This is a genomic window from Pseudomonas sp. DP-17 (genome assembly GCF_022380625.1).
Classification (GTDB): Bacteria; Pseudomonadota; Gammaproteobacteria; order Pseudomonadales; family Pseudomonadaceae; genus Pseudomonas; species Pseudomonas nitroreducens_A.
The window spans coordinates 1,185,497-1,210,174 of record NZ_JAKSXG010000001.1; the positions used below are offsets into that span (position 1 = coordinate 1,185,497).

Below are 24,678 nucleotides of genomic sequence, written 5' to 3' on the forward strand. Positions count from 1 at the left end.
AATCTTCAGCGGGCTTCGCGCAACACATCGGCCAGCGCATCCTTCAGCTCCGGGAAGCGGAACACGAAGCCAGCATCCAGCAGGCGGCGCGGCACGATGCGTTGCCCGCCCAGCAGCAGGATCGACATCTCGCCCAGCAGCAGGCGCAAGGCGAAGCCCGGCACCGGCATCAGTGTCGGCCGCTGCAGCGCCTGGCCCAGCTCCTGGGTGAAGTCGCGATTACGCACCGGCTGCGGCGCGCACGCATTATAGGGACCGCTGGCATCATCCCTGCGCAAAAGAAAATCGATCAGGGCGATCTGGTCTTCTATATGGATCCAGGACATCCATTGGCGACCATTGCCCAGTCGCCCGCCGGCGCCCAGGCGGAAAGGCGGCAGCAGGCGCTTGAGGAAGCCGCCTTCGGGCGCCAGCACCAGGCCGGTGCGCACCAGGACCACGCGGATACCCAGGGCTTCGGCCTCGCGGGCGATCTGCTCCCAGGCCAGGCACAGCTCGCTGGCGAAGTCTTCCCCGGCCGCCGCGCTGTTCTCTTCCAGCGGCCGCTCGCCGGCGTCGCCGTACCAGCCAACCGCCGAGCCGTTGATCAGTACCGCCGGGCGCTGGCTGCGGCCTTCGAGCCAGCTGACCAGGCGCTCGGTCAGGCGCACCCGGCTGTCCCACAGCAGGGCCTTGCGCCGGGCACTCCAGGGCTTGTCGGCGATGGGCTCGCCGGCCAGGTTGACCACCGCGTCCAGCGGCCCGTCACCATAGGCCTCGAAGTCGGCGATACCGCGCACCGCCTCTCCGCACAGCGAGGCGACGCGCTGCGGCTGGCGGCTCAGCACGGTGAGCTGGTGCCCCTGGGCGGCCCACTGGCGGCACAGTCGACGGCCGATCAGACCGGTACCGCCGGTCAAGAGAATGTGCATGGCGAACTCCTGGTTGCGTGTTTCCACCTTCCATCAGTCTGGACGAGAGGGAGGCGATTGCATTGACACTCCCTCTACGGCGAGGTCTACGCTGTATGTGCCGGAACCGGTGCCGGGCTCATTCCTGAATGAACCGATGCGGCGCTGAAGGTTCCGATGATCGGACTCCTATCGTTGACGGGCGCGGGCAACTGAAAGCTAATTGTACAGATAATCTGGTTTGTACAAGAATACCCCGCCTGTAAAGCGACAAAGCAGACAGATGACGAGGCATGTCATGAACGCCCCCATCGCCATCATTGGCACCGGTATCGCCGGACTCTCGGCCGCCCACGCCCTGCAGAACGCCGGACAGATCGTCCAGCTGTTCGACAAGGGCCACGGCAGCGGCGGCCGCATGGCCAGCAAGCGCAGCGAAGCCGGAGCGCTGGATCTCGGCGCGCAATACTTCACCGCCCGCGACCGGCGCTTCCTCGACGCCATCCAGCAATGGCGCGAGCACGGCTGGGTCGCCGAGTGGGACCCGGCCCTGTATCAATACCGCGACGGCGAACTGAGCCCCTCCCCTGACGAGCAGCCGCGCTGGGTCGGCACGCCGCGCATGAGCGCGATTACCCGCGCGCTGCTGCAGGACCAGACGGTGACTTTCGCCTGCCGCATTACCGAGGTGTACCGCGGCGAGGAACATTGGCACCTGCAGGACTCCGAGGGCCAGACCCACGGGCCGTTCAGCCGCGTGCTGGTGGCCACGCCCGCGCCCCAGGCCGCCGCGCTGCTGGCCAGCGCGCCGAAGCTGGCCGCCGCCGCCGCGAGCATCGCCATGGAGCCGACCTGGGCCGTCGCGCTGGCCTTCCGCGAGCCACTGGACACGCCGGTGCAAGGCTGCTTCGTGCATGAGGGTCCGCTGTCCTGGCTGGCCAGCAACCATTCCAAGCCGGGCCGTGACGAGCAGTTGGATACCTGGGTGCTGCACGCCGCCAGCGGCTGGAGCAAGCAGCACATCGACCTGCCCAAGGAAAGCGTGATCGAACACCTGCGCGGTGCCTTCGCCGAACTGATCGGCTGCGCCGTCCACGCCCCGGACTTCGCCCTGGCCCACCGCTGGCTCTATGCGCGGCCGATGGAGGCCCATCAATTCGGCGCCTTGGCCGATGCTGACTTGGGCATCTACGCCTGCGGCGACTGGTGCCTGTCCGGCCGTGTCGAAGGTGCCTGGCTCAGCGGCCAGGAAGCCGCTCGCCGCTTGCTCGAACATCTCTGACGCCCACCGGCCCTCGTCTCCCGGAGGCCGGTGACAACCCGGGCGCGCCTGCGCCTGTACAAGTTTTTGCACTTGTACAATTCTGCGCATATGCTTATCGATAGTTGTACAAGAAAATCAAACTGTACAAGTAATCGGTAACCGCCATGTCCAACACCACTTCCCGCCCCAAGCTCGGCATCAGCGCCTGCCTGCTGGGCGAGCCGGTGCGCTACAACGGCGGGCACAAAGCCTCGCACCTGTGCCTGGATGTGCTCAGCCGCCATTTCGACTTTGTCCCGGTGTGTCCCGAAGTGGCCATCGGCCTGAGTGTGCCCAGGCCTACCCTGCGCCTGGTAGGCGACCACGGCGACCCCAGAGCGCTGATCCAGCGCGAGGGCGGTCGCGACGTCAGCCAAGCCCTGCGTGACTTCGGCCAGCAGCAGGCACAGCGGTTACCCGACCTTTGCGGCTACATATTCATGCAACAATCGCCCTCCTGCGGATTGCATCGGGTGAAGCTGTACCGCGCCGATGGCCAGCTGCGCCCGCCCGGTGTCCGTGGACTTTATGCAGAAACCTTCTGCGCCGCGCGCCCGGAACTGCCAGTGGAAGAAGAAGGCCGGCTCAACGATCCCGTCATCCGCGAAAACTTCCTGACCCGTGTGTACGCCTTCGCCGCCTGGAAAAAGCTTTGCGAGACGGGCCTGACACGCCACGCGGTGATCGGCTTCCACTCGCGCTACAAGTACCAGCTGCTGGCGCATAACCCGCGCCAATACAGCCTGCTCGGCCAGCGCCTGGCAAAGATCGGCGACGTGCCGCTCGAGGAATTCGCCCCGGCCTACCTGCGCGACTTCATGACGGCGCTGGGCACCTGCGCCACCCGCAGTACCCACAGCAACGTGCTGCAGCACCTGGCTGGCTATCTCAAGCATGACCTGCCCGCGCCGGACAAAGCCGAGATGCAGCGCCTGATCGAGCAGTACCGCGAAGGCGTGATTCCTCTGGTGGTGCCGCTGACGCTGCTCAAGCACCACTTCCGCCTGCACCCGCACCCTTATATCGATGCCCAGGCCTACCTTCAGCCCCACCCTGAAGAGCTGAGCCTGCGCAACGCCATCTGATGCGCACCGACAGGAACGCCATGAACCCCGACCAACCCCACCGCGACTCCGACGACGACTATCGCCAGGCCCTGGCCGAAGGCTGGCTGCCGATTCGCGAAGTCTCCCGCCGTACCGGTGTCAACCCGGTCACCCTGCGTGCCTGGGAGCGTCGTTACGGCCTGGTGATGCCGCAACGCACGCCCAAGGGCCACCGCCTCTACTCCGAAGCGCAGATTGCGCGCATCCAGGCCATTCTCACCTGGCTCGGTCGTGGTGTGGCGGTGAGCAAGATTCGCGCGCTGCTCGACGAAGATGCACCGCCATCGATGGAGGCCGCCGCCTCGCCCTGGGACGACCTGCGCCAGCAATGCATTGCCGCCATCGGCCGGATCAACGAGCGCCAGCTGGACGAACTGTTCAACGGCGCGCTGGCGATCTACCCCGCACTCACCCTCTGCGAGCAATTGATGTTGCCGCTGCTGGACGAGCTCGAAAAGCGCTGGCAGGGCCAGTTCGGCGCGCAATTGGAGCGCGTCTTCTTCCATACCTGGCTGCGCACCAAGTTCGGCACCCGCCTCTATCATCACAACCGCCAGCAGCGCGGCGCTCCGCTATTGCTGGTGAACCAGTCCGGCCTGCCGCTGGAGCCGGGCCTGTGGCTGACCGCCTGGCTGGCCGGCAGCGCCGGTTGCCCCCTGGAAATATTCGACTGGCCACTGCCGCCGGGAGAACTGGCGCTGGCCGTGGAACGCCTGCAGCCACGAGCCGTGCTGCTTTATTCCAGCCGCACGTTGAACCTGCTGCAATTGCCGCGACTGCTGGCGGGCGTCGATTGCCCGCGCGTGCTGGCCGGCCCCGCCACCGCGATCCACCCCGATGCGCTTCAGGAATTGGCCATCGCCGAGCCACCGCTGCACCTGGCCGGCGACCCGGTTGCCGCGTTTGGCCTGCTGCGTGAACTGCACCTGCTCAACAGGGAGGTCGCATGAAGCGCCAACTGGTCTGGCTGCGCAATGACCTGCGCCTGCGCGACAACAGCGCCCTGCACGCCGCCGCCGAGCGCGGCCCGGTGATCGCCCTCTACCTGCTCAGCCCCGGCCAGTGGCTGCGCCACGATGACGCGCCGTGCAAGATCGACTTCTGGCTGCGCAACCTGCGCGACCTGCGCACCGGCCTCGACAAGCTGCACATTCCGCTACTGATCCGCACGGCGGACGACTGGGACGAAGCGCCGAACCTCGTCAGCCAGCTGTGCCAGGAGCTGGACATCGAGACGGTCCACGTCAACGAGGAATACGGGATCAACGAAGCCGTGCGCGATGCCGCTGTGGAGAAGGCACTGGCGGACGACGGCATCCGCCTGCGCAGCCATCTCGATCAACTCTTCTTCACGCCCGGCACCCTCCTCACCAAGGGCGGTACCTATTTCCAGGTCTACAGCCAGTTCCGCAAGGTCTGCTACGAACGCCTGAATCTGGGTGTGCCCAGCCTGGTGCCCGCCCCCCGCGCGCAGCAGGAACTGCATATCGCCAGTGATGAGGTACCCGAACAGGTCGAGGGTTTCGAAACGCCGCCGATCTCGTTGCGCGAGCAATGGCCAGCCGGGGAGGAAGCGGCGCACGAGCGGATGGACCTGTTCACCGACGAAATCCTCAAGACTTACCAGGACACTCGCGACCTCCCCGCCCGCGATGGCACCAGCCGCCTTTCGCCGTACCTGGCCGCCGGCGTGCTGTCGCCGCGACAGTGCCTGCACGCGGCGCTGGCGAACAACCACGGTGAGTTCGAGACGGGCAACAGCGGCGCGGTCAGCTGGATCAATGAGCTGCTCTGGCGCGAGTTCTACAAGCACATCCTGGTCGGCTTCCCGCGCGTCAGCCGGCACCGCGCCTTCCGCGAGGACACCGAGAAGCTGAAATGGCGCTACGATCCGAAAGGCCTGGAGGCCTGGCAACAGGGCCGCACCGGCTTCCCCATCATCGACGCCGCCATGCGCCAGTTGCTCGCCACCGGCTGGATGCATAACCGCCTGCGCATGGTGGTGGCGATGTTCCTCACCAAGAACCTGCTGATCGACTGGCGCGAGGGCGAACGCTGGTTCATGCGCCACCTGATCGACGGCGACCTGGCCGCGAACAACGGCGGCTGGCAATGGAGCGCCTCCACCGGCACCGACGCGGCGCCCTACTTCCGCATATTCAACCCGATCTCGCAGTCCGAGCGCTTCGACCCGGAGGGCCGCTTCATTCGCCGCTGGCTGCCGGAGCTGGCCGGACTGGACGGCAAGGCGGCGCACGATCCCTCCAGACTCGGGTTGTTCGGCGTGCAGGGTTATCCACAGCCGATTTGCGACCTGTCGGCCACTCGGGAGCGGGCGCTGGAGGCGTTCAAGAGCCTTTCGGCTGTCCGCTGATACCGACCGCTGCGTACCTGTAGGAGTGTGTCATCGGCCCGCTCCTACGCTCACTGACGCCCTCAGCCCTTTACGCAACGCACAAAAAAGCCGGGCCCAGAGCCCGGCTTTCTTTGTCAGCGATCCGTTACAGCGGATGCGTGTAATAGAGGCTGTAGGATTCGATACCATCATTCGGCTGGCTGATGCCGGCGTTCGAATAGTGCATGGCACGCACGCCCAGCGCCTGGCCTTCGCCGAAGCGCAGGCCTACGCCCAGGCGATCCTCGAAGTTGAAGGCACCGCCCAGGTTCTGGTCGCCAACGCGCGAGCCACTGAAGACGGCCACCCCGATACCGGCTTCGACGAAGGGTTTGACCTTCTCACCGGAGAACTCGTAAACGAACACGGGACTGAAGGACAGCGAATGACGGCCGCTGGCCTCATCACCGCCTTCCCAGTAGGTGTAGCCCGCGTCCCAGTAGCCGGTCAGGCGGCCTGTGGAACTTTCCCACCAGCTCTTGTCCCAGTCGAAACCCAGGCCGAGGCGGTAGGTCATGGTGTTCTGTCCAGTGAAGCCAACGGCGCCAGTCAGGTCAGCGGCCTGTGCGCAGACCAGGTGCCCCAGAGTCAAAGCTGCCACGGCGGCGAGCGAGAGTAGTTTCTTCATCGAAACATCCTTTATTAGAAAGCTGAATGAAAAATCCCCGCGAATAGCTGGCGATTATAAGGCCATTTGTCAGCATTCGCTGACAGACGAAGGTTCATAGCCAGCTATTTTTTCGATCAGCCTGGGAAGTAGCCAACGGTCTCGTCAGATCCCCAAAGCGCTGGAAGTACGCGTTCAAGGGCTTCGACTGCACCACTGGTCCATAGCTCAATTTTTTTTCCAGGGGAGTCGGCCAGTAACTCACGCGAGCACAGTAACCGCTCAAGCTGGCGCGCCACAGCCGCTCCGGTGTCGATCAGCGACACGTCGGCCGGTACCAATTCGCGCAACAGCGGACGTAGGAAAGGGTAATGGGTGCAGCCCAGAATCAGCGTGTCGCAGCCCTCTGCCAGCAGCGGCGCGACATACCCTTGCAGCAGTTCACGGGTCTGCGGGCCGCTCAGGTCGCCCAGCTCGATGCGCTCCACGAGCCCCGGACAGGGCTGGGTAATGACGCGCACGTCGCTGGCGAAGCGATCCAGCAGTGCGGCGAAGCGGGCACTCTTCAGGGTGCCCGTGGTGGCGAGCACCCCGACCACCCCACTGCGGGTTGCTTCGGCCGCCGGCTTCACCGCCGGCTCCATGGCGACGATGGGCAGCTGCGGGTAAAGCTCGCGCAGGTCAGCAGCGGCGGCCGCGGTGGCCGTGTTGCAAGCCAGCACCAGCGCCTTGGCGCCACGGCGAAGGAGGAACTCGGCGATGGCGCGGCAGCGCGCGCGGATGTACTCGGGAGTCTTTTCGCCGTAGGGCACGTGGCCGCAGTCGGCGAGGTAGATCAGGGACTCATGGGGAAGCCGCGCCCGGATTTCGTGAAGGACGCTGAGGCCGCCCACACCGGAATCGAACACGCCGATGGGCGCGGCATCAGCCATGCGCGGCTCCGCAAACGGCGCACTGCGGATCGCGCTTGACCCGCAGCTCGCGAAAGCGCGTGCCGAGAGCATCGATCAGCAGCAGGCGGCCGACCAGCGGCTCGCCGAAGCCGGCCAGCAGCTTCAGCGCCTCCAGCGCCTGCAGGCTGCCCACCAGGCCCACCAGCGGGCCGACCACGCCAGCCTCGCTGCAGGTCAGTTCGGCTTCGCTGCCGTGGCCATAGAGGCAGTGGTAGCACGGGCTTTCCTCGCGGCGCGGGTCGAACACCGACAGCTGCCCTTCCAGGCGGATGGCCGCACCGCTCACCAGTGGTTTCTTCGCGGCGACGCAGGCCGCGTTCACTGCCTCGCGGGTGCCGAAGTTGTCGCAGCAATCCAGCACCAGGTCCACGCCCGCCACGGCGGCGCCAAGGGAATCGGCGTCCAGCGCCTGGCGGTGGGCGACCAGCTTTACGTCCGGGTTGATCGCGGTGAGGCGGGCGGTGGCGGAATCCACCTTGCTCGCGCCCACGCTGTCGGTGTCATGGATAATCTGCCGCTGCAGGTTGGTCAGATCCACCGTATCGAAGTCCGCCAGGTGCAGCTCGCCGACACCGGCCGCTGCCAGGTACAACGCCACCGGCGCCCCCAGGCCGCCAAGGCCGACGATCAGCACACGGCTTTCTTTCAGGCGCAGCTGGCCGTCCACGTCGATCTGCGGCAGGAGGATCTGCCGGCTGTAACGCAGCAGTTCGTTGTCGGTCAGCATGTCCAGCGCCCCAGGCTGATGCGTTCGTGGCCGCCCAGGTCCCGACGGCTTTCCACTGCGCTGAAGCCTCGGCTGAGCAGCAGGTCACGCACGGCGTCAGGCTGGTCGAAGCCATGTTCGAGCATCAGCCAACCGCCGTTTTCCAGATGATCCGGCGCCTGGTCGATGATCAGGCGGATGTCGTCCAGCCCGTCCGGCCCGGAGACCAGTGCACTCGAAGGCTCGAAGCGCACGTCGCCCTGTTTGAGGTGCGGGTCGGTACTGGGAATGTAGGGCGGGTTGCTGACGATCAGCGCGAAGCGCTCGCCATCGACCGCCGAGAACCAGTGACTGGCGCGGAAGGCGACGTTGGCCAAGCGCAGGCGTTCGCGGTTGCGCTCGGCCAGCGCCACGGCCTCGGGAATGCGGTCGACGCCCAGCACCTGCCAGCTCAGGCGCTCGCACGCCAGGGCAAGGGCGATGGCGCCAGTGCCGGTACCCAGGTCAAGCACGCGCGACGGCGAGGCCGGCAGCAGCGCCAGCGCGGTCTCGACCAGCAGTTCGGTGTCCGGGCGCGGAATCAGGGTGTGCGGCGCGACTTCCAGGTCCAGGCTCCAGAAGCCCTGGCGACCGAGGATGTAGGCCACTGGCTCACCGGCGATGCGGCGAGACAGGTAGAGGTCAAAGAGGTCATGGGCCTCGCGGCTGACCACACGTTCAGGCCAGGTCCGCAGGAAGCTGCGCGGTTTGCCCAGCGCGGCGGCGAGCAGCAGCTCGGCATCCAGGCGCGCGCTGGGCGAGTCCGGCAGATGCGCCTCGTTGAGCAGGGTCATGATGGTTGCCATGGTCTGTCGCTCTCTCAGTCGCCCGCGGTCTCAATCACCGAGCGCGGCCAGCTGGTCGGCCTGGAACTCTTGCAATAGCGGCTCGATGACTTGCTCCACTGCACCTTCCATGACCTCCCCCAGGGAATACAGGGTGAGGTTGATGCGGTGGTCGGTCACCCGGCCCTGGGGGAAATTGTAGGTGCGGATGCGCTCGGAGCGATCACCCGAGCCGACCAGCAGCTTGCGCGTGCTGGCAATCGCCTGCTGGGCCGCAGATTGCTGCTGGTCATTGAGCTTGGCCGCGAGCCAGGCCATGGCCTTGGCGCGGTTCTTGTGCTGCGAGCGCTCTTCCTGGCACTCGACCACGATGCCCGACGGGATGTGCGTGATGCGCACCGCCGAGTCGGTCTTGTTCACATGCTGGCCGCCGGCGCCAGAGGAGCGGTAGGTGTCCACGCGCAGGTCGGCCGGGTTGATCTCGATGGCCGCCTGTTCGTCAGGCTCCGGCAGCACCGCGACGGTGCAGGCCGAGGTATGGATACGCCCCTGGGATTCGGTGGCTGGCACGCGCTGCACGCGGTGGGCGCCGGACTCGAACTTGAGCTTGGCGTAGACGTTGTCGCCCTCGACGCGGGCGATGACTTCTTTATAGCCGCCGTGCTCGCCCTCGTTCTCGGACATGATCTCCACGCGCCAGCCCTGCTTCTCGGCGTAGCGCGAGTACATGCGGAACAGGTCGCCGGAGAAGATCGCGGCTTCGTCGCCGCCCGTGCCGGCACGGATTTCCAGGAAGACGTTGCGGCCGTCGTTGGGGTCCTTGGGCAGCAGCATGCGCTGCAGGCGATCCTCCAGGCCGACCAGGGCGGTCTTCGCCTCGGCGACTTCTTCCTCGGCCATCTCGCGCAGGTCCGGGTCGCTGTCCTTGAGCAGCGCCTGGGCGCCCTCCAGGTCCGACTGCACCTTGCGGAACTCGCGGAAGGCGAGGATGACCGGCTCCACTTCCGCGTATTCACGGGAGTAGGCGCGGAACTTGGTCTGGTCGCTGATCACCTCGGCGTCGCCCAGGAGAGCGGTCAGCTCTTCATAGCGGTCGCTGAGGATATCCAGCTTTTTCAGGAGGGACGCTTTCATCGCTTGTCAGTGCCCTCCTCGAGGGCGAACAGTTCCTGCGCGACGGCCAGCGCATCGATGCGGCCTTCGGCGGAGAGTTTCTTCATCTGCACGCTGGGGGCATGCAGTAATTTGTTGGTCAGGCCACGGCCGAGCTGGGCGATGACCTCCATCGGGTCGGCACCGTTGGCCAGCAGGCGCTGGGCCTTCTGGGTTTCCTCGTCGCGCAGGCGCTCGGCCTGCTGGCGGTAAGCGCGCAATACGTCGACCGCGGCCAGCTCGCGCAGGCGCAGCATGAACTCGTGCACGCCATCGCCGACCAGTTCCTCGGCGGCCTGGGCGGCACCCTGGCGGCTCTTGAGGTTCTCGGCGACCACTTCGTGGAGGTCGTCGACGCTATAGAGGTAGACGTCTTCCAGCTCGCCGACTTCCGGCTCGATGTCGCGCGGGACGGCGATGTCGACCATGAACATCGGTTTGTGCCGGCGCTGTTTCAGCGCGCGCTCCACCGCGCCCTTGCCGAGGATCGGCAACTGGCTGGCAGTGGAACTGATGACGATATCGCTGTTGACCAGCTCGTCCGGCATGTCGGCAAGCAGGATGGCGCGGGCGCCGAACTGCTCGGCCAACTGGCTGGCGCGCTCCAGGGTGCGGTTGGCGACCACGATGCGCTTCACGCCCTGCTCGTGCAGGTGACGGGCGACCAGGGTGATGGTCTCGCCGGCGCCGATCAGCAGCGCCTGGCTGCGGCTCAGGTCGCTGAAGATCTGCCGGGCCAGGCTGACTGCGGCGAAGGCCACGGACACCGGGTTCTCGCCGATGGCGGTGTCGGTGCGCACGGTCTTGGCGGTGCTGAAGGTGGCCTGGAACAAGCGCCCCAGCATCGGCCCGACGGTGCCGGCCTCGCGGGCCACGGCGTACGCGGACTTCATCTGCCCGAGGATCTGCGGCTCGCCCAGCACCATGGAGTCCAGGCCCGCGGCGACGCGCATCATGTGGCGCACGGCTTCCTCGTCCTGGTGGACATAGGCGCAGGCGCGCAGGTCGTCGATTCCCAGGTTGTGATAATCGGCCAGCCAGGCCAGCACATCGCCGGCGTCCGGATGCTCGATCTCCAGGTAGAGTTCGCTGCGGTTGCAGGTGGAGAGGATCGCGGCTTCGCGGCTGGAAGTCAGCCTGCACAATAGCTGCAGGGCCTCGACCATCTGCTCGGGAGTAAAGGCCACGCGCTCGCGGACGGCCACGGACGCGGTCTTGTGGTTGATGCCGAGGGCAATGAAGGCCATGCAGAATCGCTGAGCTGATCGGAAAGCCCGCAATTGTCCTACTTAGCCTTGTGAAGGACAACCACCCGCGACGTATCGCACACGGCAAATCGTATACAGGTCCGTCAGCGGCGCTTGCCCATGGGATTGGCACTTTCCTTATGTCATGATGGTCCCATTTCGCAGGTCAGGCCCTCGTCCTTCCTCTATGAACAAGTCTCTTGCGCTGCTGACTGCTCTGCTGCTGCTCGGCGGCTGCCAGTCTCTTACCCAGAAAAACACCGACAGTGCTTCCGCGGAGAAGGACAAGACCGCGGCTGCGCAGAAGAACCAGAAGTACGGCTCCTTCAGCGAAGACACGATGTTCTCGCTGCTCACCGCCGAGATCGCCGGGCAGCGCAACCGTTTCGACATCGCCCTCGCCAACTACGTCGAGCAGGCCAAGGAAACGCAGGACCCGGGCGTCGCCGAGCGCGCGTTCCGCATCGCCGAGTACCTGGGCGCCGACCAGGAAGCCCTGGACACCTCGCTGATCTGGGCCAAGGCCGCACCGGACAACCTCGACGCCCAGCGCGCCGCCGCCATCCAGCTGGCGCGCACCGGCCAGTACGACGAGTCCATGGTCTACATGGAGAAGGTCCTCAACGGCCAGGGCGACACCCACTTCGACTTCCTCGCGCTGTCCGCCGCCGAGACCGACCCGGATACCCGCGCCGGCCTGTTGCAGAGCTTCGACCGCCTGCTGAAGAAGTATCCCGACAACGGCCAGCTGCTGTTCGGCAAGGCCCTGCTGCTGCAGCAGGACGGCCGCCCGCAGGAAGCCCTGCACCTGCTCGAAGACAACTCCGCCAGCAAGCACGACGTCGCCCCGCTGCTGCTGCGCGCGCGCCTGCTGCAAAGCATGAAGCGCAGCGACGAAGCGCTGCCGCTGCTCAAGAATGGCATCAAGGAGCATCCGGACGACAAGCGCGTCCACCTCGCCTACGCCCGCCTGCTGGTGGAACAGAACCGCCTGGAAGACGCCAAGGCCGAGTTCTCAGCGCTGGTCGAGCAATTCCCCGACGACGACGACCTGCGTTTCTCCCTGGCCCTGGTCTGCCTCGAAGCCCAGGCCTGGGACGAAGCCAAGGTCTACCTGCAGGAACTGGTCGAGCGCGACAGCCACGTCGACTCCGCGCACTTCAACCTGGGCCGCCTGGCCGAGGAGAAGAAAGACCCGGAGACCGCGCTCAAGGAATACGCCCTGGTCGGCCCGGGCAACGACTTCCTCCCAGCCCAACTGCGCTCCACCGAGATCCTGCTGGACCAGAAGCGCTATGACGAGGCCTCGCGCCGTCTCACCGAAACCCGCGACCGCCAGCCGGACTACGCCATCCAGCTGTACCTGATCGAAGCCGAAGGCCTGTCCAACCGCGACCAGGTGGACCGCGCGTGGAGCGTCATCCAGCAGGGTCTCAAGCAGTTCCCGGACGACCTCAACCTGCTCTACACCCGCTCCATGCTCGCCGAGAAGCGCAACGACCTGGCGCAGATGGAGCAGGACCTGCGGCTGATCATCCAGCGCGAGCCGGACAACGCCATGGCGCTCAATGCGCTGGGCTACACCCTGGCCGACCGCACTACCCGTTACAGCGAAGCCCGCGACCTGATCCAGAAGGCCCACTCGCTGAACCCGGATGACCCTGCGATCCTCGACAGCCTGGGCTGGGTGAATTACCGCCTGGGCAACCTCAGCGAAGCGGAAACCTACCTGCGCAAGGCACTGGAACGCTTCCCCGACCACGAAGTGGCTGCGCACCTGGGCGAAGTGCTCTGGGCCCAGGGCAAGCAGAGCGAAGCCCGCAAGGTCTGGGCTACCGCCCTGCAAAGCCAGCCCGACAGCGCCGTGCTGCGCGACACCCTGCAGCGCCTGACCGGCTCCGGAACCCTCTGATTTATGCGTTTACGTCACCTGATCGGCGCAGCCGCGCTTGCCCTGCTCGCCGGCTGCTCCAGCTTCGGCACCCATGAAGCCCTGGAAGGCCAGGGCAACGCTACTGCCTGGAATGCCCACAAGGCGCGCATCGCCACCCTCGACGGCTGGCAGATCGACGGCAAGGTCGGCATCCGCGCGCCCAGGGACTCCGGCAGCGGCACCCTGTTCTGGCTGCAACGCCAGGACTACTACGACATTCGCCTGTCCGGCCCGCTGGGTCGCGGCGCCGCACGCCTGACCGGGCGCGAAGGTGCGGTGACCCTGGAGGTCGCCGGCCAGGGGCGCTATGAAGCAGCGTCCCCCGAAGAACTGCTGGAACAACAGATGGGCTGGCGCCTGCCGGTTTCCCACCTGCTCTGGTGGATTCGCGGCCTGCCCGCGCCGGACAGCAAGAGCCGCCTGACCCTGGATGGCGACAGCCGATTGGCCAAGCTGCAGCAGGACGGCTGGGACGTGGAGTACACCCGCTACAGCGAGCAGGACGGCTACTGGCTGCCCGAGCGCCTGAAACTGCACGGCCAGGATCTGGACGTGACCCTGGTGGTGAAGACCTGGCAACCGCGCCAACTGGGCCACTGACATGCAGGACCGCCTCACCCTGCCGGCCCCGGCCAAGCTCAACCTGTTCCTGCACATCACCGGCCGTCGCGCCGACGGCTACCACGAGCTGCAGACGCTCTTCCAGTTCCTCGACCACGGTGACGAACTGCAATTCGCCGTGCGCGAGGACGGTGAAATCCGCCTGAACACCGAGATCGAAGGCGTTCCCCACGACAGCAACCTGATCGTCAGGGCCGCCCGCCGGTTGCAGGAACAATCGGGTTGCCAGCTGGGCGCCGACATCTGGCTGGACAAGCGCCTGCCCATGGGCGGCGGCATCGGCGGGGGCAGCTCCGACGCGGCAACCACCCTGCTCGCGCTGAATCATTTGTGGCAACTGGGCTGGGACGAAGACCGCCTCGCCGCGCTGGGCCTGGGCCTGGGCGCGGACGTACCGGTGTTCGTACGCGGCCGGGCTGCCTTTGCCGAAGGCGTCGGCGAGCGACTGACGCCCGTGGAACTGGAAGAGCCCTGGTTCCTCGTCGTCGTGCCGCAAGTCTTTGTCTCCACAGCAGAAGTTTTCTCCGATCCCGAGTTGACACGGGATACTCCGCCCATTAAAGTTCGCAGCCTTCTCGGGGTGGACGGTCATAACGACTGCCAGCCGGTCGTCGAGAAGCGTTACCCGGATGTACGTAACGCACTGATCCAGCTAGGTAAATTTACCCAAGCGAGATTGACCGGCACCGGAGCTTGTGTGTTTGGGAGCTTCCCAAACAAGGGCGATGCTGATAAAGTTCGCCGCCAACTTCCGGCCACTCTGCCAAGTTTCGTTGCCCAGGGGCGTAACATCTCGATGTTGCACCGAAAGCTGCAAAACCTGGACTGAGAAGAAAGCAATGTAATCGGTTGTACGATACAGGGGCGTCGCCAAGCGGTAAGGCAGCAGGTTTTGATCCTGCCATGCGTTGGTTCGAATCCAGCCGCCCCTGCCATTAACCCACAGGGTTTTACGTACAGCATCAACGAACACATTGCTCCGCAAGTTGTAAGCTACAGGGGCGTCGCCAAGCGGTAAGGCAGCAGGTTTTGATCCTGCCATGCGTTGGTTCGAATCCAGCCGCCCCTGCCATTTTCTTCTGGCTCAACCGGGCCTACCCTCAAGCCGACACAGGTACCGCAGCGTGTCCAAAATGATGGTTTTCACGGGGAACGCCAACCCCGATCTGGCACGCCGTGTCGTACGGCAGCTGCACATCCCCCTCGGTGACGTTTCTGTCGGTAAATTCTCCGACGGCGAGATCAGCGTTGAAATCAACGAAAACGTCCGTGGTAAGGACGTCTTCCTGATTCAACCGACCTGCGCACCGACCAACGACAACCTGATGGAACTGGTGGTGATGGCCGATGCCTTCCGCCGCTCCTCGGCGACTCGTATCACGGCCGTCATCCCCTACTTCGGTTACGCCCGCCAGGATCGCCGTCCGCGTTCCGCTCGCGTGGCCATCAGCGCCAAAGTCGTTGCCGACATGCTGACCGTCGTAGGCGTCAATCGCGTTCTCACCGTTGACCTGCACGCCGACCAGATCCAGGGCTTCTTCGATATCCCCGTCGACAACATCTATGGCTCGCCCGTACTGGTCGACGACATCGAAGACCAGCGCTTCGAGAACCTGATGATCGTTTCCCCGGACATCGGCGGTGTGGTGCGTGCTCGCGCCGTCGCCAAATCCCTGGGCGTCGACCTGGCCATCATCGACAAGCGTCGTCCGAAGGCCAACCAATCCGAAGTCATGCACATCATCGGTGATGTCGAAGGCCGTACCTGCGTACTGGTCGATGACATGGTCGATACCGCTGGCACCCTCGGCCACGCCGCCAAGGCTCTGAAAGAGCACGGCGCCGCCAAGGTCATCGCCTACTGCACCCACCCGGTGCTGTCCGGCCGCGCCATCGAGAACATCGAGAATTCCGTACTGGACGAGCTGGTGGTGACCAACACCATCCCGCTTTCCGCTGCTGCACAGGCCTGTGGCCGCATCCGCCAGCTGGACATCGCTCCGGTTGTCGCTGAAGCCATGCGCCGCATCAGCAATGAAGAATCGATCAGCGCCATGTTCCGCTAAGGCGGAGCAGCGCTGACGTAAAGCGCCCCGTCACGTCGACGGGGCATTAGCAAAATCGCCCGAACGCTGGTCGCAAGCGTCCGGGCGATCTTGTCATTTTGGAGATAGTGAAATGGTTGATTTTGTACTGAATGCACAAGAGCGTTCCGACCTGGGGAAAGGTGCGAGCCGCCGCCTGCGTCGTAACGCCGGTCTGATCCCGGCTGTGGTCTACGGTGGCGAGAAAGCCCCGCAATCCCTGACCCTGGAACTGCGTGAAATTTCCAAGCTGCTGGAAAACGAGGCTGCCTTCAGCCACGTGATCACCCTGAACGTCGGTGCCGCCAAGGAAACCGTACTGATCAAGGCCCTGCAGCGTCACCCGTCCAAGGGTTTCGTCATGCACGCTGACTTCCAGCGCGTCGTTGCCGGCCAGAAACTGACCGCCCACGTACCGCTGCACTTCATCAACGAAGCCACTGCTGTTGGCGTCAAGGTTGGTGGCGGCGAGATCTCCCACGTGATCGCCGAAGTCGAAGTTTCCTGCCTGCCGAAAGACCTGCCGGAATTCATCGAAGTCGACCTGGCCAAAGTAGAACTGGGCCAGATCGTTCACCTGTCCGACCTGAAACTGCCCAAAGGCGTAGAGCTGGTGCAACTGGCCCACGGTAACGACCTGGCCGTCGCCAACATCCACGCTTCCCGCGTAGTGAAAGAAGAAGGTGAAGGCGAAGCTGCTGCCGAGTAATCGCGCGCACCATTGCCTTTAAGGAAGGGGCTCCCGTCGTGACTGCCGTACAACTGATCGTTGGCCTGGGAAATCCAGGCCCCGAATACGACCAGACCCGGCATAACGCGGGGGCCCTTTTCGTTGAGCGACTGGCGGACGCGCAACGCGCGAACCTGTCCCTCGACAAGAAGTACTTCGGCCTGGTCGGCAAGTTCAGCCACAAGGGCCGCGACGTTCGTCTGCTCATCCCCACCACCTACATGAACCGCAGCGGCCAGGCCGTGGCGGCGCTCGCCGGATTCTTCCGCATTCCGGTCGAAGCCATCCTGGTGGCCCACGACGAACTCGACATGCCTCCCGGCGTCGCCAAGCTCAAGAAGGGCGGCGGACACGGCGGGCACAACGGGCTGCGCGACATCATCGCCCAACTCGGCAACCAGAACGGTTTCCATCGCCTGCGGCTTGGCATCGGCCATCCGGGGCACAGCAGCCTGGTCTCCGGCTTCGTCCTCGGCCGCGCCCCGCGCTCCGAGCAGGAACTGCTCGACACCAGCATCGACTCCGCCCTTGGCGTGCTGCCGGAAATGCTCGACGGGGACTGGACCCGCGCGATGCAGAAGCTGCACAGCCAGAAGGCCTGATCACACCTCTATTTCCGCCACCTGGCGCGAGGGACCTAGCATGGGATTCAATTGCGGCATCGTCGGCCTGCCCAACGTCGGCAAGTCCACCCTGTTCAACGCCCTGACCAAATCCGGCATCGCGGCGGAAAACTTCCCCTTCTGCACCATCGAGCCGAACAGCGGCATCGTACCGATGCCCGACGCCCGCCTCGATGCGCTGGCCGAGATCGTCAAGCCCGAGCGCGTGATCCCGACCACCATGGAATTCGTCGACATCGCCGGCCTCGTAGCGGGCGCCTCCAAGGGTGAAGGCCTGGGCAACAAGTTCCTCGCCAACATCCGCGAGACCGACGCCATCGCCCACGTCGTGCGCTGCTTCGAAGACGAGAACGTCATCCACGTCTCCAACAGCGTCGACCCCAAGCGCGACATCGAGATCATCGACCTCGAACTGATCTTCGCCGACCTCGACAGCTGCGAGAAGCAACTGCAGAAGGTCGCGCGCAATGCCAAGGGCGGTGACAAGGACGCCCTGGTGCAGAAAGCCCTGCTGGAAAAGCTCATCCCTCACTTCACCGAAGGCAAGCCCGCGCGCTCGCTGATGAAGAACATGGGCGATGACGAGAAGCGCGTCGTACGCGGCTTCCACCTGCTCACCAGCAAGCCGGTCATGTACATCGCCAACGTTGCCGAAGACGGCTTCGAGAACAACCCGCACCTGGACGTCGTGCGTGCCATCGCCGAAGAAGAAGGCGCCATGGTCGTGCCGGTGTGCAACAAGATCGAAGCCGAGATCGCCGAACTGGACGACGGCGAAGAGAAGGACATGTTCCTCGAATCCCTCGGCCTCGAAGAGCCCGGCCTGAACCGCGTAATCCGTGCCGGCTATGAACTGCTGCACCTGCAGACCTACTTCACCGCCGGTGTGAAGGAAGTCCGCGCCTGGACCGTCCGCGTCGGCGCCACCGCCCCCCAGGCCGCCGCCGTGATCCACACCGACTTCGAAAAAGGCTTCATCCGCGCCGAAGTCGTCGCCTACGACGACTTCATCCAGTTCAAGGGCGAACAGGGCGCGAAAGAAGCCGGCAAATGGCGCCTGGAAGGCAAGGACTACATCGTCAAGGACGGCGACGTGATGCACTTCCGCTTCAACGTCTAAGCGCTCACCAGCCCCGAAGAAGCCCTGGCCACCCGCCGGGGCTTTTTCATTTGGGTGCCCTGCCCCGCCGCTCATCGCGAAAATTCCGCAAGACCGGCTAAACGATTGATAGATCAGAAAAATATACAAGAAAAGGGGTTGACACCCCCCCTCGATCTGCGGAAAATGCGCGCCACTCGGCTACATAGCTCAGTCGGTTAGAGCGCAGCATTCATAATGCTGATGTCCCAGGTTCAAGTCCCGGTGTAGCCACCATACAAAACAAAGGGTTAGCGAAAGCTAGCCCTTTGTGCTTTCTGGGGTAGTGACTACGAAGTGACTACACCCTGTCCACCGAGAAGCAGGCTCGATCAGAGTCGCTTTTTGGCCGCCGAATAGGCTTCCCCTCGCTCCCTCTTCCCTGCAGCGATCACTTCGATCACAAGCTGACCATCGTCCACCCTGTAGACGAGTCGGTAGCCGACGTCCTTCAGCTTGATCTTGTAGCAGTCCTTCATGCCGGAGAGCTTGTCCTTCTCAACCCTGGGATTGATGAGACGCTCAGCCAGCTTCGTCTTGAAGGAATCGCGGATCGGGACAGGTAACTTCCGCCACTCCTTCTCCGCGCTTTCTTTGATTCTCAGCTTGTACTTCGGTGGTTCACTTGCTGATCTAGAGGTCATCCAACGTAATTTCCCGCGAAGGCTCGTCGCTACGTTCCCTGACGATTCTGGCAAGGACGGCATCGTCCAATGCTTCCAGCATCTGTTCGTACACATCCGGCGGCACTGCATAGAATGCCGGCGCGTTACGGTTAAGGATCACGACGGGTTTACCGTGCCCAGCCTCAATGGTGCCCATTGGGTCTTTCTTCAGCTCGGTGATGGAGGCTGCTACGTCCGCCAAAACGGCGTGTGCCATAAAAACTCCTGAGCGCTACAACGCTCATTCCTGTCACTATTGAGCACCCAAATTAGCACTTTTAAAAGGCCCTTTAAAGGCCCTCATTTACAGGATACGTTGCCTCAGTCGCTTCTACCCCACCGATAGATGCAAAGCGCGAGTGAATACGACTGCCGAGGCCTCGCCCCTCTCGCCCGCTCTCTGAGTCCAACTGATCGAGCTGCGCAAGCGGTGAAAGGCGCATGGCTGATTCCAGATGCTCCGGCGACAGGTGCGCATAGCGCATCGTCATCGTGATCGACGAATGCCCCAGGATCCGCTGCAGCGTGAGGATGTCCCCTCCTCCCATCATGTAGTGGCTGGCGAAGGTGTGGCGGAGGATGTGGGTCAGCTGCCCCGGTGTATCGAATCCACAGCGCTCGTAGGCACAGCGGAAAGCGGCTCTGCAGGACATGAACAGTCGCCCGGTTCCAGGCATGCCCACCTTGAACATCAGTTGTTCCAGCTCGGCCGGGATCGGTACTGAGCGGCTCTGACGGTTCTTGGTTCGGTGGTAGTGGACCTTTCCCCCATGCACGGCGCCACGGGCGATGCTTTCGGCCTCTTCCCAGCGGGCACCTGTAGCCAGACACAGGAGAGCAACCGGGTAGGTGTGGTTGTTCGTGCTGGCTTTGCACTCCTCGAGGAGCTGGGCGACCTGATCCAGGGTGAGGAAGGTCAGTTCGACCTGATCGGTCTTGATCTGCCGGACGTTGGCCAGTGGGTTCGCCTTGTGCCAAGTGCCTAGGCGGATCAGCTCGGAGAAGATGGCCGACAGGTAGCGCTGTTCATGGTTAACCGTCTCCGGCTTCACCTCAGTCAAACGGCGTTGCCGATAGCGCGCCCACGCGAGCGAATCGAACTCAAAGGCCTGCGGATCTCCGAGACGTTGAGCCAAAGCTTGGCAGCGAGCCAGGCGCTGTTTGCCGTCCTTCAATGTGCAGCCGTGGAGGTCATACCAGACCTTCACCAGATCGGAGAGGCGATCATCCAGCGGGCGGCCCGTCTCGCCCAGGATGGCGAAGAAGTCCTGTTCATAGCGAATCGCTGCGGACTTGGTGGCGAAGCCCTTCTTGCGGATCCTGCGACCGGAGCGACCGTTCTCGTAGAAGTCAGCCGTCCACGTCTTCCCGTCCTTGCGTGCCGTCATATCGCGTAGCCCCGCCTGATGTAGCGGTCATTTATGAGTCCAATGACGTGTTTTTCGAGGTCGCGAGTGCTGTAACCCTTGGCGGTGTAGTGATCCTCGATCACATGCCAGAAGGGCAAAGTACGCCCGACCTCTAAGGCTTTTTTTGGCGGGATGCGCTCCCGTGCAATCAGGCTGGCGAACTGGCCCAGGAACATTTCGCAGTTCTTGCCGGAGAAGCCCTGAGCGGTCTTGTAGTAGCGGCGGTACTCGGTGCGCTCGATCAGTGGATCCGCTTCCACCTGCACCTTGGTGTCGAGGCTGATCAGGGACCAGAAGGCATCGAACACGCCTTCCCGGGAAATCAGCTTGTAGTTGTCGCAGGCGTACTGCCACAGGCCCTGCAGGTGCGGGCAGAGGCCCGAGTAGGTACGGCAGCCGATCACCTCGCCAGAGGACATCGTGGAGCCTTCGGAGAACTGCTGGACGATGGAGTGGTGGAAGCGGAACTCGATACGCCAGACAGTTTCCAGCGGGTTGTAAGCGGGTTCGCCATCGCCGAAGGGATCGCCGTTGAGGGAGGCCCACACGGACTCCCAATAGTCGAGCTTGTCGGTCGCCCGAGCCTGCAGCGTCTTGTTGTACAGGCACATCTGCAGGCCGTTGGCCGAGCCGAACATGAAGGTCTCACCGCGCCCATACACTGAGGCGTTGCCGTCGTATTCGATGCGGTCGATGCCGCTGATCTGGCGGACACGCCGGGACCGGCAATGCATGCGATCAACGAAGTCTGCAGGCGGGGTCCAGCCCTGCACGTCGAGCGCGATATGCACGGCGCATTGGTTCGTTTCGCAAGCGACGAGCACACCAGCGGCCAGATCATCCATGACGCCCTGCAGGATCTTCGGATCGGCGCCATCCAGGGCGTGGGGAGAGACTTCGATTTTCAGGTGCGGACCGATGACGTCGATCTTCACGTTGTGGTTCTTGATCAGCAGGATCAGGCCCATATCGGCGTTCTGCAGACGGTACTGGTAGCCAGAGTCGCGACCGATACGGCCCTTGGCCCACTGGTAGCCGGCGAAGTGAACGATGTCTTCCGGCTCATCGAACAGTGCCATGACCTCCGGGCGGATCATGCCGTTGTACAGCTGTCGCACGGTATCGACGCCGCAGCGCAGCAGGCGAACACCCGACAGATCCGCGAATCGGCCACTGGCCGGGTCCATGAAAATCCGTCCTTCGGACGACTCATAAAAGTCCCCGTTCTCCTTGAGGATCAGGCGGAGGGGGTGAATCGGCTTTTTCATGTTTCTTACCCTTCAATGAGGTTTATTGAGGTGGGTGATCGATAGTTATCCGACGTGTTACAGGGTCGTCGGCCGCGCCTTCGGCCTACCGCTCATGCCTTGCGCTCCCGGCCGGCGGCGCGGCTCGCCGACTCAAAACGGAAACGCCCCGACCGGCTGCATCACCTGCAGCGCCGTGATAAATCCGAGGGCGTAAGCGAGCGCGAGCAGCCCCAGGGCGTTGAACAATCCGTGCAGGGTCATTTGGCGTTCCTCCAGGGGCGTGAGGCGTATTCGGAGTCGTGAACGATGGTCAGCGCAGGTGGCTCGGCTTGCGGCGCGCTGGCGGCGGCTGTGAGCGGCGGTGCCTGGGTGAACCCGGCAGGTGCGCGCGGAGGGCTTCCGCCGCAGGTGATGGTTTGCTTCCACGTCTCGAAGGCCAGCTCGGCGACGCACTCGCCCTTCGCGGTGACGTGGTAGCCGGAACCCACCAGTTGCCAACTGGTCAGCTCCAGATGCCGGCCTTCCGGGTCATCGAGGGCGAACATGTAGATGTCACCCTTGGAGGGGCGGTAGGCATGGGCAAGGATGGTGATGCGTCGGTCGGCGAAGGGATGAGCGCTCAGGTCAACAAGCGCACCAGCTGGCCCGTCAGGTACAAGGCCAGCAGGAAGAAGCCCAGTCGCAGCAGGACGCGCCGGCAGACCCACAGCAGGACCTTGCGTAGCACTCGCAGCAACGGCGCGAGGAGACTCAACAACAGGCTCGGCAGGTGCTTGAGCAGCCTCACCGCCAATCGTGCGCAGTGGGCCCATGTACCAGACAAAGCCAATAGAAGCGGCCAGCAGTGCCAGTAGAAGAACCAACTTAGGCGACCGGAAGAGGCTCTTGCCGGCTTTGGTGTCCTGGGTCTTTCCGGTGGCGGTGGACTGGTAGAGGGCGAAGGTCTGCTTTCGGATTCGCTTGTATTCGATGATGGTGCCGTCAGCCGGCGGTCGGTTGAGCTGGGCGTCATGCTGGGCCTCCTTGTAGCGACCGGGGATGCCGATGACCGCGAGGTTGGAATGCTTGTAGGCCATCTCGCAGGTCATGCGGATGTCGTCGCGGATGTAGCTGATGTTCGGCGTGGTGAGGACGATGTCCCAGTTGAAGTGGCGGTGCCGGGTCCAGGCGTCGAGCCAGCCCATGGGCCGATCCGCTTCGTGCGCCGCCTCGGGACCGCCGGGGAAGTCGAACTTCTCCAGGTCCTTTTCGCGCCAGGACTTGGGGAACAGCAGCTGGGTTTCGTCGAAGATCAGGAACGCGCCCCGCGGTGCCCACTGAAACCACGTGCGCATCTTGTCGAGGTCATCGAGCGATTCGAGATCGAGGTTGATGATTTCGGCGGTATTGGGCAGGTCGGGGAAGACGGCGTAAGCGCGCTCCAGGGTGAAGCCCCGGACGTTGGTGATGATGACGCGACCGTCCTTCAGTGCGGGGACAGCATCGTCCTGAATCGCGCCGGAGGTTTTGTAGGAGCCGTTCGGGCCGTGATGAATCTTGATGGACATGATTCACTCACCTCCCAATGAAGGGCACAAAGCGCATGCAGAAGCGCGTGGCCGCCGCCAACATGATGATGTTGAGTGCCTGGGGGATGCCGAAGAAGGCGAGGCCCGCCGCGATGTCAGCCGGGAGTGCCGCGTACATGCCACGCACCATGGCCGAGATACCGAGGCTGTCGATCAACTCGCGCGCCACGGTGAAACTGACATCGAGCAGTAGAATGAAGGTCTGCAGCGCGCTGTACATCGCCGCTTTGGTGGCGACGACCAGGCCGTCTTTGATGAAGTCGTACACGCCCTGGGCGAAGAAATTCCAGATCCACTGAAAGAAGCTGAGGATCTGGTCGAAGACGCCTGATAGCCATTCCATGATTCACTCCTTCAGGATGACAAAGGCCGCGATCAGCGCAGCCATGAGCAGCAGCGCGAGCCGCATGTTGGAGAGCTGGTCGGCGTAGTCGGAGACGCAGAGGCTGTAGGGCTTTCCCCAGACCGCGCCGGTGTAGCAAGGCAGCTGTCCGCCACCAGTGGAGAGCTGCAGGTCGAAGGCACCCTTGAGCTGATCGATGTTGGCTTTCACCGCGTCTTTCAGTTCTTTCTTGGCGTCCTGAACCTTCTGGTCCCATTCTTTGTTGGCTTCGTCCCAGCTACCGGCATCAGGCTCTTTCAGTTCGGTGCCGGGGCCTTCGCCCTGGCAGCCGTTCGGGTCTTTGGCGGGATCGCACTGGCCTTCGCCCTCACCCTCACCCTCACCGTCGCCATTGCCGCTACCGGAGCCATCGCCGTTACCAGAGCCGCTGCCGTCTCCATTGCCACTGCCGGAGCCATCACCGTCGCCGGAGCCGCTTCCATCGCCATTGCCGGAGCCATCACCGCCCCCGGTTCCGCCGCCCGTGTTGCCGCCTCCCTCTCCGTCCCCGTCGCCATCGCCGCTGCCTTCGCCAGGGTTGGAGGAATCGGTTTTCACACAGGTGGTACCCGACCATGCCCAGCCTTCGGGGCAGCCGGGGTCGTTGGGATCAGAGGGAGGCACGGCAGGATCGGGCGGTTCGGTAGTGGGGTTCAGTGGATCGCCGGTAGTGGAGAACTGGTAGGAGTCGGCTGAACAGTTCTCCCCGGTGCCCTGGAGGATGTAATTGCAGAAGCCCTGAGTGGTGGAACCCTTCACCAGATAGCAGCTGGTCGAGCGACCGGATTCGCTCTTGTACTGGCATTGCTCGTAGCAGGCGGTCGGCGGACCACCATCGGCGACGTAGTTGCGGCCTCCCGACCTGATCACCGGCGCATCGTTGCCCTTGGCTGGGAAGGCTCCCCCTGGGTGGCCGAGCAGTCCTTGGGTGGGGCTTTGCACTGGCTGCTGCCATCCTTGATGCCGGGGTCATACTCGGTGCCTTCTGGGCAGGCATTGCCCGTCCGCCAGACGTCCAGGGTCACCGAACCAGTGCCATTGTTGGCAGCCACCCGGCACCAATACTTCGTTTCGCTGACAAATCCAAAACTG

Annotated in this window: 24 protein-coding genes, 3 tRNA genes and 1 pseudogene; 14 read left to right on the forward strand and 14 right to left on the reverse strand. The window is 64.0% G+C overall.

Annotated elements, in window-relative coordinates; genetic code table 11:
* Positions 1-5: 5 nt before the first annotated feature.
* On the reverse strand, positions 6-911 hold the full coding sequence (locus MJ122_RS05565; RefSeq protein ID WP_088419139.1) for a TIGR01777 family oxidoreductase: 906 nt from the start codon (positions 909-911) through the stop codon (positions 6-8).
* A 277-nt stretch (positions 912-1,188) separates the two neighbouring features.
* On the opposite strand from MJ122_RS05565, the gene MJ122_RS05570 reads away from it, so the two are divergent.
* From MJ122_RS05570 to phrB, 4 genes are all read left to right on the forward strand, one after another.
* Positions 1,189-2,172 carry an NAD(P)/FAD-dependent oxidoreductase gene (locus MJ122_RS05570; protein ID WP_088419138.1) on the forward strand — a complete coding sequence of 328 codons (984 nt, stop codon included), beginning with the start codon at positions 1,189-1,191 and terminating at the stop codon, positions 2,170-2,172.
* Between the two features lie 146 nt (positions 2,173-2,318).
* Positions 2,319-3,278 (forward strand): DUF523 and DUF1722 domain-containing protein, encoded by a 960-nt coding sequence (locus tag MJ122_RS05575; RefSeq protein ID WP_239742746.1) that lies wholly within the window; start codon positions 2,319-2,321, stop codon positions 3,276-3,278.
* A gap of 20 nt (positions 3,279-3,298) precedes the next feature.
* On the forward strand, positions 3,299-4,249 hold the full coding sequence (locus MJ122_RS05580; RefSeq protein WP_239742748.1) for a MerR family transcriptional regulator: 951 nt from the start codon (positions 3,299-3,301) through the stop codon (positions 4,247-4,249).
* Complete coding sequence (gene phrB, locus MJ122_RS05585) at positions 4,246-5,673, forward strand: deoxyribodipyrimidine photo-lyase (RefSeq protein WP_239742750.1); 1,428 nt, start codon at positions 4,246-4,248, stop codon at positions 5,671-5,673. Before MJ122_RS05580 ends, phrB begins: the two co-directional genes overlap by 4 nt.
* Before the next feature lie 127 nt (positions 5,674-5,800).
* On the opposite strand, the gene MJ122_RS05590 is transcribed toward phrB, so the two are convergent.
* The 6 genes from MJ122_RS05590 to hemA form a co-directional block, all read right to left on the reverse strand.
* Complete coding sequence (locus MJ122_RS05590) at positions 5,801-6,322, reverse strand: acyloxyacyl hydrolase (protein ID WP_239742752.1); 522 nt, start codon at positions 6,320-6,322, stop codon at positions 5,801-5,803.
* A 116-nt stretch (positions 6,323-6,438) separates the two neighbouring features.
* Positions 6,439-7,233 (reverse strand): glutamate racemase, encoded by a 795-nt coding sequence (gene murI, locus MJ122_RS05595; protein WP_088419128.1) that lies wholly within the window; start codon positions 7,231-7,233, stop codon positions 6,439-6,441.
* Positions 7,226-7,981 carry a molybdopterin-synthase adenylyltransferase MoeB gene (locus tag MJ122_RS05600; RefSeq protein WP_239742754.1) on the reverse strand — a complete coding sequence of 252 codons (756 nt, stop codon included), beginning with the start codon at positions 7,979-7,981 and terminating at the stop codon, positions 7,226-7,228. Before MJ122_RS05600 ends, murI begins: the two co-directional genes overlap by 8 nt.
* Positions 7,975-8,805, reverse strand: a complete 831-nt coding sequence (prmC, locus tag MJ122_RS05605) for a peptide chain release factor N(5)-glutamine methyltransferase (protein WP_239742755.1) — start codon at positions 8,803-8,805, stop codon at positions 7,975-7,977. Before prmC ends, MJ122_RS05600 begins: the two co-directional genes overlap by 7 nt.
* Positions 8,806-8,835: 30 nt before the next feature.
* Positions 8,836-9,918, reverse strand: coding sequence for a peptide chain release factor 1 (prfA, locus tag MJ122_RS05610; protein ID WP_088419122.1), 1,083 nt, complete (start codon positions 9,916-9,918; stop codon positions 8,836-8,838).
* The gene (gene hemA / locus MJ122_RS05615) at positions 9,915-11,183 is read right to left on the reverse strand and encodes a glutamyl-tRNA reductase (RefSeq protein WP_088419120.1); all 1,269 of its coding nucleotides are present in this window, start codon (positions 11,181-11,183) and stop codon (positions 9,915-9,917) included. The genes prfA and hemA overlap by 4 nt, the downstream gene beginning before the upstream one ends.
* 145 nt (positions 11,184-11,328) lie before the next feature.
* On the opposite strand from hemA, the gene MJ122_RS05620 reads away from it, so the two are divergent.
* From MJ122_RS05620 to MJ122_RS05665, 10 genes are all read left to right on the forward strand, one after another.
* Positions 11,329-13,095, forward strand: coding sequence for a tetratricopeptide repeat protein (locus MJ122_RS05620; protein WP_239742757.1), 1,767 nt, complete (start codon positions 11,329-11,331; stop codon positions 13,093-13,095).
* A gap of 3 nt (positions 13,096-13,098) precedes the next feature.
* On the forward strand, positions 13,099-13,716 hold the full coding sequence (gene lolB, locus MJ122_RS05625; RefSeq protein ID WP_088419116.1) for a lipoprotein insertase outer membrane protein LolB: 618 nt from the start codon (positions 13,099-13,101) through the stop codon (positions 13,714-13,716).
* A gap of 1 nt (position 13,717) precedes the next feature.
* Positions 13,718-14,566, forward strand: a complete 849-nt coding sequence (ispE, locus tag MJ122_RS05630) for a 4-(cytidine 5'-diphospho)-2-C-methyl-D-erythritol kinase (RefSeq protein WP_239742759.1) — start codon at positions 13,718-13,720, stop codon at positions 14,564-14,566.
* A 31-nt stretch (positions 14,567-14,597) separates the two neighbouring features.
* Positions 14,598-14,672: transfer RNA gene (locus tag MJ122_RS05635), tRNA-Gln, on the forward strand.
* A 62-nt stretch (positions 14,673-14,734) separates the two neighbouring features.
* Positions 14,735-14,809 (forward strand) — tRNA-Gln (locus MJ122_RS05640).
* A 52-nt stretch (positions 14,810-14,861) separates the two neighbouring features.
* Positions 14,862-15,803: a ribose-phosphate pyrophosphokinase gene (locus tag MJ122_RS05645; protein WP_015478849.1), complete on the forward strand. Its 942-nt coding sequence runs from the start codon at positions 14,862-14,864 to the stop codon at positions 15,801-15,803.
* A 112-nt stretch (positions 15,804-15,915) separates the two neighbouring features.
* Positions 15,916-16,530 carry a 50S ribosomal protein L25/general stress protein Ctc gene (locus MJ122_RS05650; RefSeq protein ID WP_088419112.1) on the forward strand — a complete coding sequence of 205 codons (615 nt, stop codon included), beginning with the start codon at positions 15,916-15,918 and terminating at the stop codon, positions 16,528-16,530.
* A 38-nt stretch (positions 16,531-16,568) separates the two neighbouring features.
* The gene (pth, locus tag MJ122_RS05655) at positions 16,569-17,153 is read left to right on the forward strand and encodes an aminoacyl-tRNA hydrolase (protein ID WP_081516404.1); all 585 of its coding nucleotides are present in this window, start codon (positions 16,569-16,571) and stop codon (positions 17,151-17,153) included.
* A 40-nt stretch (positions 17,154-17,193) separates the two neighbouring features.
* Positions 17,194-18,294, forward strand: a complete 1,101-nt coding sequence (ychF, locus tag MJ122_RS05660; protein ID WP_088419110.1) for a redox-regulated ATPase YchF — start codon at positions 17,194-17,196, stop codon at positions 18,292-18,294.
* 178 nt (positions 18,295-18,472) lie between these two features.
* Positions 18,473-18,549 (forward strand) — tRNA-Met (locus MJ122_RS05665).
* A 95-nt stretch (positions 18,550-18,644) separates the two neighbouring features.
* On the opposite strand, the gene MJ122_RS05670 is transcribed toward MJ122_RS05665, so the two are convergent.
* From MJ122_RS05670 to MJ122_RS05700, 7 genes and pseudogenes are all read right to left on the reverse strand, one after another.
* Positions 18,645-18,956, reverse strand: coding sequence for a type II toxin-antitoxin system RelE/ParE family toxin (locus MJ122_RS05670; protein ID WP_239742761.1), 312 nt, complete (start codon positions 18,954-18,956; stop codon positions 18,645-18,647).
* Entirely contained in the window at positions 18,946-19,194 is a 249-nt protein-coding gene (locus tag MJ122_RS05675) for a type II toxin-antitoxin system Phd/YefM family antitoxin (protein WP_239742763.1), read from the reverse strand. The genes MJ122_RS05670 and MJ122_RS05675 overlap by 11 nt, the downstream gene beginning before the upstream one ends.
* Positions 19,195-19,267: 73 nt before the next feature.
* Positions 19,268-20,365, reverse strand: a complete 1,098-nt coding sequence (locus tag MJ122_RS05680; protein WP_239742765.1) for a tyrosine-type recombinase/integrase — start codon at positions 20,363-20,365, stop codon at positions 19,268-19,270.
* On the reverse strand, positions 20,362-21,654 hold the full coding sequence (locus MJ122_RS05685) for a hypothetical protein (protein ID WP_239742767.1): 1,293 nt from the start codon (positions 21,652-21,654) through the stop codon (positions 20,362-20,364). Before MJ122_RS05685 ends, MJ122_RS05680 begins: the two co-directional genes overlap by 4 nt.
* Positions 21,655-21,893: 239 nt before the next feature.
* Positions 21,894-23,183 carry a zonular occludens toxin domain-containing protein gene (locus tag MJ122_RS05690; protein WP_239742768.1) on the reverse strand — a complete coding sequence of 430 codons (1,290 nt, stop codon included), beginning with the start codon at positions 23,181-23,183 and terminating at the stop codon, positions 21,894-21,896.
* 7 nt (positions 23,184-23,190) lie between these two features.
* The gene (locus MJ122_RS05695) at positions 23,191-23,547 is read right to left on the reverse strand and encodes a DUF2523 family protein (protein WP_239742771.1); all 357 of its coding nucleotides are present in this window, start codon (positions 23,545-23,547) and stop codon (positions 23,191-23,193) included.
* A gap of 3 nt (positions 23,548-23,550) precedes the next feature.
* Positions 23,551-24,593, reverse strand: a pseudogene (locus MJ122_RS05700) (attachment protein); the annotation flags it as partial.
* Positions 24,594-24,678 lie beyond the last annotated feature (85 nt).

Bases quoted from the DNA above. Each gene is read 5' to 3' on its own strand.
- MJ122_RS05565 (WP_088419139.1), bottom strand. From the start codon at position 911: ATGCACATTCTCTTGACCGGCGGTACCGGTCTGATCGGCCGTCGACTG.
- MJ122_RS05570 (WP_088419138.1), top strand. From the start codon at position 1,189: ATGAACGCCCCCATCGCCATCATTGGCACCGGTATCGCCGGACTCTCG.
- MJ122_RS05575 (WP_239742746.1), top strand. From the start codon at position 2,319: ATGTCCAACACCACTTCCCGCCCCAAGCTCGGCATCAGCGCCTGCCTG.
- MJ122_RS05580 (WP_239742748.1), top strand. From the start codon at position 3,299: ATGAACCCCGACCAACCCCACCGCGACTCCGACGACGACTATCGCCAG.
- phrB (WP_239742750.1), top strand. From the start codon at position 4,246: ATGAAGCGCCAACTGGTCTGGCTGCGCAATGACCTGCGCCTGCGCGAC.
- MJ122_RS05590 (WP_239742752.1), bottom strand. From the start codon at position 6,322: ATGAAGAAACTACTCTCGCTCGCCGCCGTGGCAGCTTTGACTCTGGGG.
- murI (WP_088419128.1), bottom strand. From the start codon at position 7,233: ATGGCTGATGCCGCGCCCATCGGCGTGTTCGATTCCGGTGTGGGCGGC.
- MJ122_RS05600 (WP_239742754.1), bottom strand. From the start codon at position 7,981: ATGCTGACCGACAACGAACTGCTGCGTTACAGCCGGCAGATCCTCCTG.
- prmC (WP_239742755.1), bottom strand. From the start codon at position 8,805: ATGGCAACCATCATGACCCTGCTCAACGAGGCGCATCTGCCGGACTCG.
- prfA (WP_088419122.1), bottom strand. From the start codon at position 9,918: ATGAAAGCGTCCCTCCTGAAAAAGCTGGATATCCTCAGCGACCGCTAT.
- hemA (WP_088419120.1), bottom strand. From the start codon at position 11,183: ATGGCCTTCATTGCCCTCGGCATCAACCACAAGACCGCGTCCGTGGCC.
- MJ122_RS05620 (WP_239742757.1), top strand. From the start codon at position 11,329: ATGATGGTCCCATTTCGCAGGTCAGGCCCTCGTCCTTCCTCTATGAAC.
- lolB (WP_088419116.1), top strand. From the start codon at position 13,099: ATGCGTTTACGTCACCTGATCGGCGCAGCCGCGCTTGCCCTGCTCGCC.
- ispE (WP_239742759.1), top strand. From the start codon at position 13,718: ATGCAGGACCGCCTCACCCTGCCGGCCCCGGCCAAGCTCAACCTGTTC.
- MJ122_RS05650 (WP_088419112.1), top strand. From the start codon at position 15,916: ATGGTTGATTTTGTACTGAATGCACAAGAGCGTTCCGACCTGGGGAAA.
- ychF (WP_088419110.1), top strand. From the start codon at position 17,194: ATGGGATTCAATTGCGGCATCGTCGGCCTGCCCAACGTCGGCAAGTCC.
- MJ122_RS05670 (WP_239742761.1), bottom strand. From the start codon at position 18,956: ATGACCTCTAGATCAGCAAGTGAACCACCGAAGTACAAGCTGAGAATC.
- MJ122_RS05675 (WP_239742763.1), bottom strand. From the start codon at position 19,194: ATGGCACACGCCGTTTTGGCGGACGTAGCAGCCTCCATCACCGAGCTG.
- MJ122_RS05680 (WP_239742765.1), bottom strand. From the start codon at position 20,365: ATGACGGCACGCAAGGACGGGAAGACGTGGACGGCTGACTTCTACGAG.
- MJ122_RS05685 (WP_239742767.1), bottom strand. From the start codon at position 21,654: ATGAAAAAGCCGATTCACCCCCTCCGCCTGATCCTCAAGGAGAACGGG.
- MJ122_RS05690 (WP_239742768.1), bottom strand. From the start codon at position 23,183: ATGTCCATCAAGATTCATCACGGCCCGAACGGCTCCTACAAAACCTCC.
- MJ122_RS05695 (WP_239742771.1), bottom strand. From the start codon at position 23,547: ATGGAATGGCTATCAGGCGTCTTCGACCAGATCCTCAGCTTCTTTCAG.